Origin of the sequence: Streptomyces sp. NPDC016845 (assembly GCF_044332585.1) — a bacterium.
GTDB lineage: Bacteria > Actinomycetota > Actinomycetes > Streptomycetales > Streptomycetaceae > Streptomyces.
Map to the genome: position 1 here is coordinate 227,098 of NZ_JBIRPI010000008.1, position 13,700 is coordinate 240,797.

Here is a 13,700-nt window from a genome sequence, read left to right on the forward strand (position 1 = left end):
GGGTTCCGGGTGTCTCAGCGTTCGAACGGGACCGAGACCGCCATGATCATCCGGGTCGGCACGTCGCCGTCGTTGCGGTACTCGTGGGGCACGTTCGCCTCGAAGGTGACGCTCGCGCCCTCGGGCACCGTGTGCCGGTCGCCGTCCACGACCAGGGTCAGCTCGCCCTCGGTGACGTGGAGGAGTTCGACGGTGCCGCGCGGGTGCGGGTCGGAGGGGCTGCCCTCGCCGGGCTGGAGGAGCCAGTCCCACATCTCGAGGGGCCCCGGCGCCTCGGTGCCCGCCAGCAGGCGGTGGTAGCTGCCCGCGTCCGTGTGCCACAGCCGGACCGCCTGCTCGGCGGGGACGATCCGTACCTTGGGGCCCTGCTCGTAGTCGAGCAGCGTGGTGATGCTGATGCCGAGCGCGTCGCCGATCTTGACGACGGTGCCGATGCTCGGGTTGGTGCGGGCCTGCTCGATCTGGATGAGCATGCCGCGGCTGACGCCGGCCCGGGTGGCGAGCACGTCCAGGGTGAACCCGCGCTCGGTCCGCCAGTGTTTGACGTTGCGGGCGAGGGACTGGGTCAGGAGGTCGAGGTCCGACACATTCCGTCCAATATTTTTGATGACGAAGTGCAATGCATTGAACTACGTTGTGGTGCACCGAAGTGTTCAGCAAACTGTACTGCGAGGTCGTCCGTGGAAGCACAGACAGCGCTCTTCGCCCTGGCCACAAGCGTGCTGTGGGGCCTGGCCGACTTCGGCGGCGGGCTGCTCACCCGGCGCGCCCCGGCCCTGACGGTCGTGGTCGTGTCGCAGTCCGTCGCCGCGGTGGTGCTCGGCGCGATCGTGGTCGCCACGGGCGGCTGGCGCGAGGCGGGGCCGCAGCTCTGGTTCGCCGTCGGCGCGGGTCTGGTGGGCCCGGTCGCCATGCTGGCGTTCTACAAGGCGCTCGCGCTCGGGCCGATGGGCGTCGTCTCCCCGCTCGGCTCGGTCGGCGTCGCCGTGCCGGTCGGGGTGGGGCTGGTGCTCGGGGAGCGCCCCGGCCTGCTCCAGTTCGCGGGCATCCTCGTGGCCGTCGCGGGGATCGTCCTGGCGGGCGGCCCTCAGTTGCGGGGCGCCCCGGTCCAGCGGCAGGCGGTCCTGCTCACGCTCCTCGCGGCGTTCGGTTTCGGCGCGGTGATGGCCCTGATCTCGGAGGCGTCGACCACGCTGACGGGCCTCTTCCTCGCCCTGTTCGTGCAGCGCGTGACCAATGTGGCGGCGGGCGGCGCGGCGCTCTGCGTCTCCGCCGGGCGCGGGGCGCCGGTGCTCCCGGCAAAGGCCGACGGCGGCGCCCGCCTCATCCTCCGCTCGCTCCCCGCGCTGGCCTTCGTCGGCCTCGCGGACGTCGCCGCCAACGGCACGTACTCGCTGGCCGCTCAGGCCGGGCCGGTGACGGTGGCGGCGGTGCTCGCCTCGCTGTACCCGGTGATCACCGCGCTGGCGGCGCGCGGCTTCCTGGCGGAACGCCTGCGGGGCGTGCAGGCGGCGGGCGCGGGGTTGGCCCTGGTGGGAACGGTGTTGCTGGCGGCGGGGTGAGCAGCCCCGCCCGGCACATGAGCCGTCACGCTTCAGGGACGGGGGACGGGTCAGACTCGGTAGCGGCGCAGTGCCGGGACCGCCAGGGCCAGGGCCAGCATCAGGACGACGACCAGGAGACCGCCCCCGGCGACCGCCGTGCGGGGGCCGAAGGCGGAGCCCGCCGAGCCGTGCAGGACGTCGGCGAGGCGCGGGCCGCCCGCGACGACGACGGTGAAGACACCCTGCATACGGCCGCGCATCTCGTCGGTGGCCGCGGAGAGCAGGATCGCGCCGCGGAAGACCATCGAGACCATGTCCGCGATCCCGGCCACGGCGAGGAAGACCACCGCGAGCCACAGGCTGCCGCTCAGCCCGAACCCGGTGATCGCGGCGCCCCAGGCGACGACCGCGCCGATCACCATCCAGCCGTGCCGCCCGGCCCGCGAGAACGTGCCGGAGAACAGCCCGCCGACCACCGCCCCGATCGGGATGGCGGCGAAGAGGAGGCCCAGGGCGAGCCCTTCCCCGTACGGGGCGTACGTCCCGGCGGCGAGCTCGGGGAACAGGGCGCGGGGCATGCCGAAGACCATGGCGATGATGTCGGCGAGGAAGGACAGCAGCAGCACCTTGTGGGCGCTGATGTAGCGGAAGCCGGCGGCTATCTCGCGCACGCCCGCCCGGCGCTTCGTCGACGGATCCAGGGGCGGCAGCGCCGGGAGGCGGTAGACCGCCCACACGGTGACGCACAGCGCGAGGGCGTCGACGAGGTACAGCTCGGGCAGGCCGATGACGGGTATGAGGACGCCGGCGAGGAGCGGGCCCACGACCTGCCCGGTCTGCATGACGGTCGAGCCGAGCGCGTTGGCGGCGGCCAGCTGCCCCTCGGGCACGAGCCGGGCGATGGAGGCGTTGCGCGCGGGGGCGTTGAGGCCCCAGAACGCCTGCTGCACCGCGAGCAGCACCATGAGCGCCGCCACCGAGTCGAGCCCCATGAGGGCCTGGACCCAGAAGAGGACCGAGGTCACGGCGATGCCGCAGTTGGTGATCAGCAGGAGCTTGCGCCGGTCCATGGTGTCGGCGACCGCGCCGCCCCACAGGGCGAACACGATGAGCGGAAGCAGCCCCGCCATGCTCGCGGCGCCGACCCACGCCGACGAGCCGGTGATGTCGAAGATCTGCTTGGGCACGGCGACCGCCGTGAGCTGGCTGCCCACGGCCGTGACGATGGTCGACGACCACAGCCGGCGGTAGGCGGGGATGCGCAGCGGACGCGTGTCCATGGCGAAACGGCGCCATCCGCGCCGCTCCGCCTCGGCCTCCCGCGGTCCGGTGCCGGTGCCGGTACTGCTCTCGCTGGTGTTCACGTGGTTCCTGGTTGCTCGTTACATCTATCGAATCCAGGGTTCACTATCGCACCGAACGGCTACGGCTCCTCAAGGTCGGCCAGGGCGAGCAGCTGCTCCGGCGTCACCCCGGCGGGGATCGGCCGCGGCGCGGGCGTGCGCAGGGGCGGCTGCCAGCCCGTCTCCGCGTCCCAGGTCCGGACGATCCGGGCGGGCGCCCCGGCCACCACCGCGTGGTCCGGCACCTCGCCGCGCACCACGGCCCCGGCCGCGACCACGACGTTCCGCCCGATCCTCGCGCCCGGCAGGACGACCGCGCCGGTGCCGATCCAGCAGCCGGGCCCGATCTCCACCGGCTCCATGCGGGGCCACTGCCTGCCGATGGGCTCGTGCGGATCGTCGTAGGAGTGGTTGGTGGAGGTGATGTAGACGTACGGGCCCATGTACACGTCGCGACCGATGGTCACGGTCGTGTCCGCGATGACGTGGCTGCCGCGTCCGATGACGACGCCGTCCCCGAGGGTCAGTATGGGATCGGGCCCCAGGTCGAGGTCGGGCATGAGCCCGGCGGTCAGCGTGACCTGCTCGCCGATGATGCAGTGCGCGCCGAGCCGGATCCACCCCTCCCCGAACACGGTTCCCTGCGGGAAGGCCAGCTTCGTGCCGTGGCCGATCGCGCCGAACCGGTGCCCGCCGGGGCGCTCCGCGGTGACCGCGCCCTGGCGCTGCGCCCAGCGCCAGCCCGCCTGGACGGCGCGGTGGGCGAGACCGCCCCTGGCGGACCGCCCACGCGGCGAGAACACGTTCCACTGCTTCGGCACGGCGCCACGTTACTCACCCGTACCGTCCGCCCCCACCTCGACGAGCTGTGATCTTCACCCCACGGGTACGGTTCGCCCAGGCGCGACAGCACACGACACGAGGAGCGGCGAGCGATGGGATCCACGGGCCACGAGGCACTCGTCACCGGGATGGGCGGCAAGGAGCCGCAGGTGGACGCGGAGGCGTTCACGGCGCCGACGTCCGTCGTCATCGGCGAGGTGACGCTGCGCGCGGGCGCCAGCGTCTGGTACGGGGCGGTGCTGCGCGCGGACTGCGGCCCCATCGAGATCGGCGCCGACAGCAACATCCAGGACAACTGCACGGTCCACGTCGACCCCGGCTTCCCGGTGACGGTCGGCGCGCGCGTCTCCGTCGGGCACAACGCGGTCCTGCACGGCTGCACCGTCGAGGACGACTGCCTCGTCGGCATGGGCGCGACGGTCCTCAACGGCGCGGTGATCGGCGCGGGCTCCCTGGTCGCCGCCCAGGCGCTGGTCCCGCAGGGCATGGTCGTGCCGCCCGGTTCGCTGGTCGCGGGCGTCCCCGCCAAGGTCAGGCGCGAACTGACCCAGGAGGAGCGCGAGGGCCTCACCCTCAACGGCACGCTCTACGTGGAACTGGCCAAGGCCCACCGGGCGGCCCACGGAGCCTGACCCGTCGAGCGGAGGGTCACTCCCCGGCCGGGACCGCTTCCGGCTCGGCCGGGGACTCCGCGGCGACCTTGGCCGCGCGCCGCTTCATGAAGAGCATCGACCCGGGCCCGAACAGCACGGCCAGGCCGAGACCCACGTACGAGAACCGCTTCAGCCAGTCCTCGGCGACGATGCCCAGGTAGTAGATGACGGCGGTCGTGCCGCCGGCCCACACGATGCCGCCGAGGACGTTCGCGATGAGGAAGCGCCAGTACGGCATGTGCAGGACGCCCGCGAGCGGTCCGGCGAAGATGCGCAGGAGCGCGATGAAGCGGCCGATGAAGACGGCCCACATGCCCCACTTGTCGAAGGACCGTTCCGCCGTCGCGATGTGGGCGGGCCCGAAGTGCTTGGGGAACTTCCGTCCCAGCTTCGCCAGGAGCGGCCGGCCGCCCTTGCGCCCGATCGCGTACCCGATGGAGTCGCCGACGACGGCGCCGGCCGTGGCGCAGATGCCGAGGACGACGGGGTTGACGTCGCCGTGCTGCGACGACAGCAGCGCCGCCGAGACGAGGACGATCTCGCCGGGCAGCGGAATGCCCAGGCTCTCGAGGCCGATGACCCCGGCCACCAGCGCGTAGATCGCGACCGCCGGAATCGTGTCGAGCCATTCCTGGACGTGCAAGGCGGTCGCCTCCTGTACCGATAAAACCGTGTGCCCGGCGTGCGCTCCCCCTCTGGCCGCGCACGCCGGGCAGCCTACCTGCTCCGTATGACGCGGCTGAGAGCGAAAAGGTGCATCGGGGCGGCGGTGAAGAGGGCCGGGACACCCGAAAGGCCCCACCGTGGGCACGGTGGGGCCTTCCACGCGGGCTACGCGGGCAGGGCTGCGCGGCCTGCTTCTGGTCGTCGCGGCCTACTTCTGGTCGTTGCCGAACTGGTCCCTCAGCTTGTCCTGACCCGTGTCGACCTGCTTGCTGTACTTGCCCTGGGTCTTGTCGTCCACGAAGTCACCGGCCTTGTCGACACCCTGGCCGGCCTTGTCCTCATGGCCTTTCAGCATTTGCTTGAGCTTGTCCATCACGGACATGGTCGGCCTCCTCGGTTCGAGCCGTTGCCTCCAGCATGGGGGCTCACCCGGGACGCCGCATCCGCAGGGCCGGCGGGACCGGAGGGATCAGCTGTTGGGGCGCAGGGTCCACACGACGGTCAGCTCGCCCGTCACGGCGCCGTCCGCCCGCCGGATCGCCACGGTCACCGGGAACTCGGGGCGCTCCCCCGCGTCCAGCTCCGCGACCACCTCGGCGGCCGGGCGGCCCAGGGTCGCCGTGGCGGTGACCCGGCCCATGGCCAGTTTCCGGTACGCGATCTCGGCGCTGACGGCCAGCGGCACGGCCCGCGAGAGCTGGTCCCCGAAGGCGGCGAGGACGATGGCGCCGCTCGCGGACTCGGCGAGCGTGAACATCGCGCCGGCGTGCGGGCCGCCGACGTGATTGTGGTAGTCGGCCTGGTCGGGCAGGGCGACGACCGCCTTGTCCGGGGTCGTCTCCAGGAACTCGAGGTTCAGGGTGCGGGCCATCGGCACCGTGGCGGCGAGCATCTCGCCGACGGACATCTGATCTGCGCTCATGGCGCGCATGTTACCCAGCGGTAGCAACCTTGGCCATCCTCCCCGGTGGCGCGAAACCGTTGCACGTCCGGTACCGGGCGCGGACCCCGCGCACCCCAGGACCCTCTATCGTTTACGGCCATGTGGCCAGGACAGCAGCCGCCCGGGGGCGAGCAGAACCCGCAGGACCCGAACCAGCCGAACCATCCCGGCAACCCGCCGACACCCAACCCGTACCAGCAGCCCGGGTATCAGCAGCCGAACCCGTACCAGCAGCCGGGGTACCAGCAGCCGAACCCGTATCAGCAGCAGCCGCAGCAGGGGTGGAACGCGCCGACGACTCCGCTCGGTCCGCCGCAGCCGCCGAACCAGGGCGGCGGCCCGGACAAGGGCGACAACCGCACGAAGATCGTCGCGATCGTCGCCGCGGTGGCCGTCGTGGTCGCGGCCGGGGTGACCGGATTCCTGGTGCTCGGCGGGGACAAGGACGACGAGGCCACGAACGGCAAGGACGGCGACAAGAAGAACCCGGCCGCCTCGCAGTCCGCGAGCCCGTCGCCGAGCGCGCCGGCCTCCGCGTCGGGCGGCGACAACCCGCGCGGCACCGAGGCCGAGGTCAAGCCGGTCGTCGCCGGGTGGCAGCCCGTCGTGAACACCAAGCACAAGACGGTCTTCGACGTCCCGCCCGGCTGGGAGGTCAGCCCCGGCGGCTCGGACCAGATCATCGGCTTCGAGTACGACTACAAGGACAAGAAGGGCAAGAAGGAGCACGGCATGACCACCGTGTCGGCTCCCGCCGAGTTCAAGACCAAGTGGTGCTCCGACGACTCCGACAAGGACGGACGCAAGGAGGACACCTCGCTCGCCGGCGCGGGCACGCGCGGTGAGGACGGCGCCAAGACCGCCGCGCAGGCGGCCGAGAACCGGATCCCGTGGTGGATCTACGGCGGCTACACCGAGCCGGACATCAAGTCGGTGAAGACGGGCAAGGCCGAGGACTTCACCAACGGCCAGGGCATCAAGGGCAGTCTTACCAGGGCGACCTCGGAGAACACGCCGCAGAAGGGCAAGTGCGCCAGCGACGGCAAGGCGGTCGTCTTCGCCTTCCAGAACGAGGCGGGCGACTTCGTCTCCTTCGACCTGTGGGGCGCCAAGGGCGTCAAGGGCGAGCTGGACGACGCGACGATCGACAAGATCCTCGGCTCGGTCCGCTACTACAAGGACCCGACCACCTCCTGACCGGACGGCGCGCCCGTCCCCGGAGCCCCGGGGGCCCTGGCCGGGGGAAACGGTTTGGCAGATGGGGCGTGCGGCGGCGATAGTCCCTCAGTGACCTCCGCCGCCGCCTCCCCGCCGCCTCCGTCCGAGAGCCCGCGCCGTCGCCGTCCCGCGTGGGCCGGGCGGAACTACACGCTGCTCGCCGTCGCCTCGTTCATCACGACGCTCGGCGCGCACGGGGCGCTGATCGCGTCCACGTTCGCGGTGCTCGACGCGGGCGGTGACGGCGGCGACGTGGGTCTGGTGGCCGCCGCGCGCACCCTGTTCCTGGTGGTGTTCCTGCTGGTCGGCGGCGCGGTGGCGGACCGTCTCCCGCGCCACCACGTGATGGTCGCGGCCAACGCCCTCAACTTCCTCTCGCAAGGCGCCTTCGCGCTCCTCGTGCTCCACGGTGATCCGCAGCTGTGGCAGATGATGGCGCTCAGCGCGCTCGGCGGCACGGGTCAGGCGTTCTTCAACCCGGCGGCCGAGGGCATGCTCATGGCGTCCGTCTCCGGGGAGCAGGCGAGCCGCGCGTTCGCCCTGTTCCGGATGGGGATGTCCGGCGCGGCGGTGGGCGGCGCCGCGCTCGGCGGGGCGATGGTCGCGGCGATCGGGCCCGGCTGGGTGCTCGCGTTCGACGCGGCGGCGTTCGCGGTCGCGGGCGGTCTGCGGATGTTCCTTGACGTCGGCCACATCGCGCCCCGGGTGCCGGGCAGCGGGCTCCTCTCCGACATGCGGGACGGCTGGAAGGAGTTCGTCGGGCGGCCCTGGCTGTGGACGATCGTCGCCCAGTTCTCCGTGGTCGTCGCGGTGGTGGGCGCGGCCGAGTCGGTGTTCGGACCGCTGGTCGCGCGGGACGATCTTGGCGGGGCCGGGCCCTGGGGCATCGCCCTCGGCGCGTTCGGCGTCGGCACGATCCTCGGCGGCCTGCTGATGATGCGCTGGAAGCCGCAACGGCTGCTGTTCGCCGCGACCCTCTCGGTGTTCTCCCTCGCCCTGCCCTCGGCCGCGCTGGCGGTCCCGGTGCCCCTCGGCGCCCTGATCGCCGTGATGTTCGTCAGCGGCGTCACGATCGAGATATTCGGCGTCTCCTGGATCACCGCCCTGCACCAGGAGATCCCCGAGGACAAGCTCTCACGCGTCTCGGCCTACGACTGGTTCGGCTCGGTGGCGATGGTGCCGCTGGCCACGGCGCTCGCGGGCCCGGCCGAGTCGGCGTTCGGCCGCACCGAGTCGCTGTGGGGCTGCGCGGTGCTCGTCGTCGTGGCGACATCGGCGGTCCTGTTCGTACCGGACGTACGCAATCTGCGGCGCCGCGCCGGGACGGAGGTCGTGGCGTCGTCCGGCGACGACGCCGCCGCGCGGGAAGCCGACCTCACCCCACGCTGAACGAGCCGCCCGGCGGCTCCGGCGACGGCACCGCGTCCGCCTCCGTGACGGCCTGCGCGTCGCCGACGAACCGGCGCAGCCCGTCACCGTGCTCGACCCTGGCCGGGAACGCGTCGCGGGCGGTGCGCCGGGCCAGCTCCGCCACGTCGAACTCGCGCCGTGAGGCGACGAGCACGGCGTTGCCGAACCGCCGGCCGCGCAGCACACCCGGCTCCGCGATCAGCGCGAGGTGCGCGAACACGGTCCTCAGGGTTGCCAGCTGGGAGCGCAGGAAGGTGAACGGGGCCCCGTCCGCGAGGTTGGCCACGTAGGTGCCGCCCGGCCGCAGCACGCGGCCCGCCTCGCGCGCGTACGCCTGCGTCGTCAGGTGCGCGGGCACCCGCGAGCCGCCGAACACGTCGGCCACGAGGACGTCCGCCGAGCCGTCCGGCGCGCCCGCCAGCCATTGCCGGGCGTCGGCGCCGTGCACGGAGATGTCCGATCCGGCCGGGAGCGGCAGGTGCTCCGCGACCAGGCCGAGCAGCGCCCGGTCCGCGTCGACGACGTCCTGCCGGGACCCGGGCCGCGTCGCGGCGACGTACCGGGCGAGCGTGCAGGCGCCGCCGCCCAGGTGCAGCACGTCCAGCGGCCGTCCCTCGGGCGCCGCACAGTCGATCACGTGGCCGAGCCGCCGGGCGTACTCGAACTCCAGGTGGCCCGGTTCGTCGAGGTCGACGTAGGACTGCGGCGCCCCATCCACGGTGAGCAGCCACGCGCGCCGCCGATCCACATCGGGCAGCAGCTTGGCGAGGCCGTGATCGACGGGGCGGGTGACGGGTATCGGCTCGGGGTCCGGTGCGGGGTCGGGGTCCGGTACGGGGTCGGGATCCGGTACGGGATCGGGATCCGGTACGGGATCGGGATCCGGTACGGGATCGGGATCCGGTACGGGGCTGGGCTCGTTCACGTGCCCATTGTGCCGGGGGCCGCGCGGAGCCCGGCCTCTCGGTTCAGTCGGCGGCCCGACCGCTTGCCGCCCGATTCGGTCGGGCATGCAGCTCCTGGCCGCCCGACCCGGCCCGCCGCCCAGGCCCGATCCCCCGACCCGGCCGGCCATCAACCTTCAGGCCGCCCCGGCCCGGCCCGCCGGATCAGTCGGCGGTCCACACTTTCCGGACCGCCTCCGCATGGGTCGCCGCCTGTCGGTGGCCCGCGCGGGCGGATGGGGCGCGGTGGGCCGGGTTCAGGCTGTTCACGCCGAAGGCGCGGCGCGCGGCGCGGTCCGGGGTGATCAGGATGGTCCGGGCGCCCGCGGCGGCGAGCCGGGCGGCCTGCGCGCGGGCCGGGTGCAGGACGCCGCCGCCCACCGCGACGGGGGCGAGGACGACGACCCGCTCGTGCCCCTCGGCGAGCTGCGCGTTGGCCGGGGAACGCATCCCGCCGTCGATCCAGCGGGCGCCCCCGATGGTCACCGGGGGCCAGACACCGGGCACGGCACAGCTCGCGGCGACGGCGTCGACGAGGGCGGCGCCCTCCTCCCCGTCGAAGACCCGGAACTCCCCCGTGCGCGCCTGCACCGCGGTGATCAGCAGGCGCCGCTCCGGCCAGTCGTGGGAGAGGAGGCGACCCGCGATCACGGCGCGCCGCGCCGCCTCCTTGGGGGTGGGCGCGGCCAGCGCGAACCGGCCGAGCGCACGGCCGTACGCCTCGATGGTGCGGGAGGTGAGCGCGGCGCGGGCGAAGCGGAGGAGGAGGCCCGCGCCGAGCGTGCCGCCCAGCTCGTGCCCGTGCGGGGCGAGTTGACGCTCGTACAGCGCCGCCGGGGTGAGCTTGCCGGAGGTGAGCTGGGCGCCGACGATCGCGCCCGCCGAGGTGCCGATCACGGTGTCCGCGTCGTCCAGCCCGACGCCCGCCTCCGCGAGCCCGTGCAGCATCCCGCAGAGCCAGCCGACGCCCGCGATCCCGCCACTGCCGAGTACGAGTGCCCTGCCCGCCACCGTGACCTCCCCCGCGCGCCCGTGAGTTGCGCCCAGTGTGGCGCACGGATGGTGCGGCCGGGGCCCGGCCGCACCACCCCCTTCACTCGACGCTCGTCACCGTCCCCGCGCCGACGGTCCTGCCGCCCTCGCGGATCGCGAAGCCGAGCCCGGACTCGAGCGGCACGTCACGGCCGAGCTCGACCGTCATGGTGACGGTGGACCCGGGCCGGGCGACCGCCGTGCCGCCGAGGTCGATGTCCCCGACGACGTCGGCCGTGCGCAGGTAGAACTGCGGCCGGTAGCCGGTGGCGACGGGCGTGGTGCGGCCGCCCTCCGCCGCCGACAGGACGTACACCTGCGCGGTGAAGCGCCGGGCGGGCCGGACGCTGCCGGGCTCCGCGACGACGTGGCCGCGCCGCACCGCGTCACGCGGCACCCCGCGCAGCAGCAGCGCCACGTTGTCCCCGGCCTGCGCCTCGTCCATCGGCTTGCCGAACGTCTCCAGGCCGGTGACGACGGTCTCCGCGTCCTTGCCGGGCTCGGCCCCGTACACGCGGACCCGGTCGCCGAGGCGGACGCGGCCGCGCTCCACGGCGCCGGTGACGACGGTGCCGCGCCCGCTGATGGTCAGCACGTTCTCGACCGGCAGCAGGAACGGCGCGTCCACGTACCGCTCGGGCACCGGGACGTACGTGTCCACCGCGTCGAGCAGCGCCTCGATCGACGCCACCCAGCGCGGGTCGCCCTCCAGGGCCTTGAGCCCGGAGACCCGGACCACGGGCACGGAGTCTCCGCCGTAGCCGTGCGCGGACAGCAGCTCGCGCACCTCGAGCTCGACGAGGTCGGTCAGCTCGGGGTCGCCCGCGTCGGCCTTGTTGACGGCCACGACGATGTGGTCGACGCCCACCTGGCGTGCGAGCAGGACGTGTTCGGCGGTCTGCGGCATGATCCCGTCGAGCGCGGAGACGACGAGGATCGCGCCGTCGAGCTGGGCCGCGCCCGTGACCATGTTCTTGATGTAGTCGGCGTGACCGGGCATGTCGACGTGGGCGTAGTGGCGGGTGTCGGTCTCGTACTCGACGTGCGCGATGTTGATGGTGATGCCGCGCTGCGCCTCCTCCGGGGCCTTGTCGATCCGGTCGAACGGCACGAAGGTGCTCGCGCCGCGGGCGGCCAGGACCTTGGTGATGGCGGCGGTCAGGGTGGTCTTGCCGTGGTCGACGTGGCCCATGGTGCCGATGTTGAGGTGCGGCTTGGTGCGCACGTATGCCGTCTTGGGCATGGCTGGGGTGGTTCCTTCCGGAACGTCCGGGGCACGGCGCATGGCTGTGCGGTGCGTGCTCGGATGTCGAGGGCCTCACGCGAGTGCGGGAGGCGGGGACCCCTGGGCCGGGCCGACCCTCCCCCTGCGGGGTCCGCCGGAGTGTCCGGAGAGGGTCAGCTTCGCGCGCCGTCGACGGCTGCTGCGTGAAGGACGGCAGCCTGAGCAGCGTCCGCGACTGCGGACGGAGCTGCGAGGAAGGCGTGCCGGAACATGCCCAGATCATCGCTGACCCGGCGCCTTGCGTCGAACGGTTTTAGCCGGTGGCCTTCAGCGCCTCCCGCACCGAAAGCGGCGCGAGCACGTCCCGGTGGGCGGCGACGAAGGACCGTACGGCGTCGGGGTCGGTCTTCGCGTACTCGCGCAGGCTCCAGCCGATCGCTTTGCGGATGAAGAAGTCCGGGTGCCCCGCCTGGCGCAGGCAGTACGCGAACAGCCGCTCGGTGTCCGTCGATTCCTTGTGGCGGAGCTGGTGCAGGAGCGCGGTCCGGGCGACCCAGAGGTCGCCGTCCTCGATCCACGCGTCCATGTCGGCGGTGAGAGCGGGATCGGCGGCGACGAGACCGCCCACCACGTGCGCGGCGAGCAGGTCGACCGTGTCCCACCACGGCACGGTCACCACCAACTGCCGGGCGACCGGCAGGAAACTGGAGGTCAGCCGGCGGAGATGCCGCCGCAGCAGGTCGACGGCGAAGTACGCGTACTCGCGCTCGGGCAGCTCCCAGCAGCGCAGGGCGACGGCGGTGAGATCCGTCTCGTCCGGCCGCGGCGTTCCCGCGACCACCGCCTTGCTCAACTCCCGCCGCCGGGGCGAGGGAAGGCCGAGAAAGGGGGCGACGTCCTTCATGTACGCGCGCATCCGCGCGGCGCGTTCCGGGTCCGCCTCGGCGCCGTAGACCTCGATGAGCCTGGTCAGCACGGTGTCGGCGAAGGCGCTCGGCGGCGGCGCGGCGACGGACACGGGACTCCTCCTCGGGACCTCTCGGACCGGGTCTCGGACCGGAACCCGGGCCTCGTCCCGAGCCGGAACCGCGGGAAGAACCGCAGCAAAGGTGAGATACAACCTACGGCGATCTTATGTACGTGTCGGTTAGTCTCCCCGGATGTCCGAAACCGTAGCCGCCCGTCCCGCCGGCCTGGCCGCGCGCTGCACCCGCGTCCTGCTCTCGCCCTGGGCGAGACTCGCGCTGCTGGTGACGCTGCTCGCCGCGGGCGCGTCGTGCGTGCTGCTGTTCGAGCCGCAGAGGTACTTGTCCGGCGGATGGCAGGCCGAGGTGGGCGGCGCGGCCGCGGTGGTCCTGTTCGCCGTGGCGTACGGGGTGTGCACGGTCGCGTTCATGCCGCGCCCCCTGCTGAACCTCGCGGCGGGCGCCCTGTTCGGCTCCCAGCTCGGACTGCTCGGGGCGATCGCCGGAACCGTGCTCGGCGCGGGGCTCGCCTTCGGTCTGGGCCGGATGCTCGGCCAGGACGCGCTGCGGCCGCTGCTGCGCGGGCGCTGGCTGAAGGCGGCGGACGGCCAGTTGAGCCGGCACGGCTTCCGCTCGATGCTGGCGGCCCGCCTCTTCCCCGGCATCCCGTTCTGGGCGGCCAACTACTGCGCGTCCGTCTCCCGGATGAGCTGGCCCGCCTTCCTCCTGGCCACCGCGCTGGGATCGATTCCCAACACGGCGGCCTACGTGGTGGCGGGCGCCCGCGCCTCGACGCCGACCTCGCCCGCGTTCCTGATCGCGATGGGCTTCATCACGGTCACGGCCGTGGCGGGCGCGCTGGTGGCGTGGCTGAAGCGGCACAAGCTGCGCGCCAGGGTCCGGTAGCCGGGCGG

At 73.1% G+C, this 13,700-nt stretch carries 15 protein-coding genes; 5 read left to right on the top strand and 10 right to left on the bottom strand.

Annotated features, from left to right (window positions below; all coding sequences use genetic code 11):
- Positions 1 to 14: 14 nt before the first annotated feature.
- Positions 15 to 587, bottom strand: a complete 573-nt coding sequence (locus tag ACH4RC_RS22025; protein ID WP_398203420.1) for a helix-turn-helix domain-containing protein — start codon at positions 585 to 587, stop codon at positions 15 to 17.
- A 93-nt stretch (positions 588 to 680) separates the two neighbouring features.
- Between ACH4RC_RS22025 and ACH4RC_RS22030 the strand changes: the two genes are divergently transcribed.
- Positions 681 to 1,562 (top strand): EamA family transporter, encoded by an 882-nt coding sequence (locus tag ACH4RC_RS22030; RefSeq protein WP_398203422.1) that lies wholly within the window; start codon positions 681 to 683, stop codon positions 1,560 to 1,562.
- Positions 1,563 to 1,612: 50 nt separating this feature from the next.
- Here the strand turns inward: ACH4RC_RS22030 and ACH4RC_RS22035 are convergent, their stop codons facing one another.
- Positions 1,613 to 2,908, bottom strand: a complete 1,296-nt coding sequence (locus ACH4RC_RS22035) for an MFS transporter (RefSeq protein ID WP_398203425.1) — start codon at positions 2,906 to 2,908, stop codon at positions 1,613 to 1,615.
- A gap of 59 nt (positions 2,909 to 2,967) precedes the next feature.
- Positions 2,968 to 3,708, bottom strand: coding sequence for an acyltransferase (locus tag ACH4RC_RS22040; RefSeq protein ID WP_398203428.1), 741 nt, complete (start codon positions 3,706 to 3,708; stop codon positions 2,968 to 2,970).
- Positions 3,709 to 3,822: 114 nt separating this feature from the next.
- Between ACH4RC_RS22040 and ACH4RC_RS22045 the strand changes: the two genes are divergently transcribed.
- The gene (locus ACH4RC_RS22045; protein WP_398203430.1) at positions 3,823 to 4,362 is read left to right on the top strand and encodes a gamma carbonic anhydrase family protein; all 540 of its coding nucleotides are present in this window, start codon (positions 3,823 to 3,825) and stop codon (positions 4,360 to 4,362) included.
- A 16-nt stretch (positions 4,363 to 4,378) separates the two neighbouring features.
- On the opposite strand, the gene ACH4RC_RS22050 is transcribed toward ACH4RC_RS22045, so the two are convergent.
- From ACH4RC_RS22050 to ACH4RC_RS22060, 3 genes are all read right to left on the bottom strand, one after another.
- A complete protein-coding gene (locus ACH4RC_RS22050; RefSeq protein WP_398203432.1) occupies positions 4,379 to 5,026 on the bottom strand; it encodes a DedA family protein in 648 nt (215 codons plus the stop codon).
- 231 nt (positions 5,027 to 5,257) lie between these two features.
- Positions 5,258 to 5,431, bottom strand: coding sequence for an antitoxin (locus tag ACH4RC_RS22055; protein ID WP_398203434.1), 174 nt, complete (start codon positions 5,429 to 5,431; stop codon positions 5,258 to 5,260).
- An 87-nt stretch (positions 5,432 to 5,518) separates the two neighbouring features.
- Positions 5,519 to 5,956, bottom strand: coding sequence for a DUF4442 domain-containing protein (locus ACH4RC_RS22060; protein ID WP_398203598.1), 438 nt, complete (start codon positions 5,954 to 5,956; stop codon positions 5,519 to 5,521).
- 135 nt (positions 5,957 to 6,091) lie between these two features.
- Between ACH4RC_RS22060 and ACH4RC_RS22065 the strand changes: the two genes are divergently transcribed.
- A complete protein-coding gene (locus ACH4RC_RS22065) occupies positions 6,092 to 7,189 on the top strand; it encodes a hypothetical protein (protein ID WP_398203436.1) in 1,098 nt (365 codons plus the stop codon).
- Positions 7,190 to 7,279: 90 nt separating this feature from the next.
- Positions 7,280 to 8,599 carry an MFS transporter gene (locus ACH4RC_RS22070; RefSeq protein ID WP_398203439.1) on the top strand — a complete coding sequence of 440 codons (1,320 nt, stop codon included), beginning with the start codon at positions 7,280 to 7,282 and terminating at the stop codon, positions 8,597 to 8,599.
- Here ACH4RC_RS22070 and ACH4RC_RS22075 read toward each other — a convergent pair.
- The 4 genes from ACH4RC_RS22075 to ACH4RC_RS22090 all read right to left on the bottom strand — a co-directional run bounded on the left by ACH4RC_RS22075 (position 8,586) and on the right by ACH4RC_RS22090 (position 12,839).
- Positions 8,586 to 9,419: a spermidine synthase gene (locus tag ACH4RC_RS22075; RefSeq protein WP_398203600.1), complete on the bottom strand. Its 834-nt coding sequence runs from the start codon at positions 9,417 to 9,419 to the stop codon at positions 8,586 to 8,588. The two genes, ACH4RC_RS22070 and ACH4RC_RS22075, sit on opposite strands and share 14 nt — an antisense overlap.
- 310 nt (positions 9,420 to 9,729) lie before the next feature.
- Positions 9,730 to 10,575 (bottom strand): patatin-like phospholipase family protein, encoded by an 846-nt coding sequence (locus ACH4RC_RS22080; RefSeq protein WP_398203440.1) that lies wholly within the window; start codon positions 10,573 to 10,575, stop codon positions 9,730 to 9,732.
- An 82-nt stretch (positions 10,576 to 10,657) separates the two neighbouring features.
- Positions 10,658 to 11,839, bottom strand: coding sequence for an elongation factor Tu (gene tuf, locus ACH4RC_RS22085; RefSeq protein WP_398203443.1), 1,182 nt, complete (start codon positions 11,837 to 11,839; stop codon positions 10,658 to 10,660).
- A gap of 295 nt (positions 11,840 to 12,134) precedes the next feature.
- Entirely contained in the window at positions 12,135 to 12,839 is a 705-nt protein-coding gene (locus ACH4RC_RS22090; RefSeq protein ID WP_398203445.1) for a DNA alkylation repair protein, read from the bottom strand.
- 142 nt (positions 12,840 to 12,981) lie between these two features.
- On the opposite strand from ACH4RC_RS22090, the gene ACH4RC_RS22095 reads away from it, so the two are divergent.
- Entirely contained in the window at positions 12,982 to 13,692 is a 711-nt protein-coding gene (locus ACH4RC_RS22095; protein WP_398203447.1) for a TVP38/TMEM64 family protein, read from the top strand.
- Positions 13,693 to 13,700: the final 8 nt, after the last annotated feature.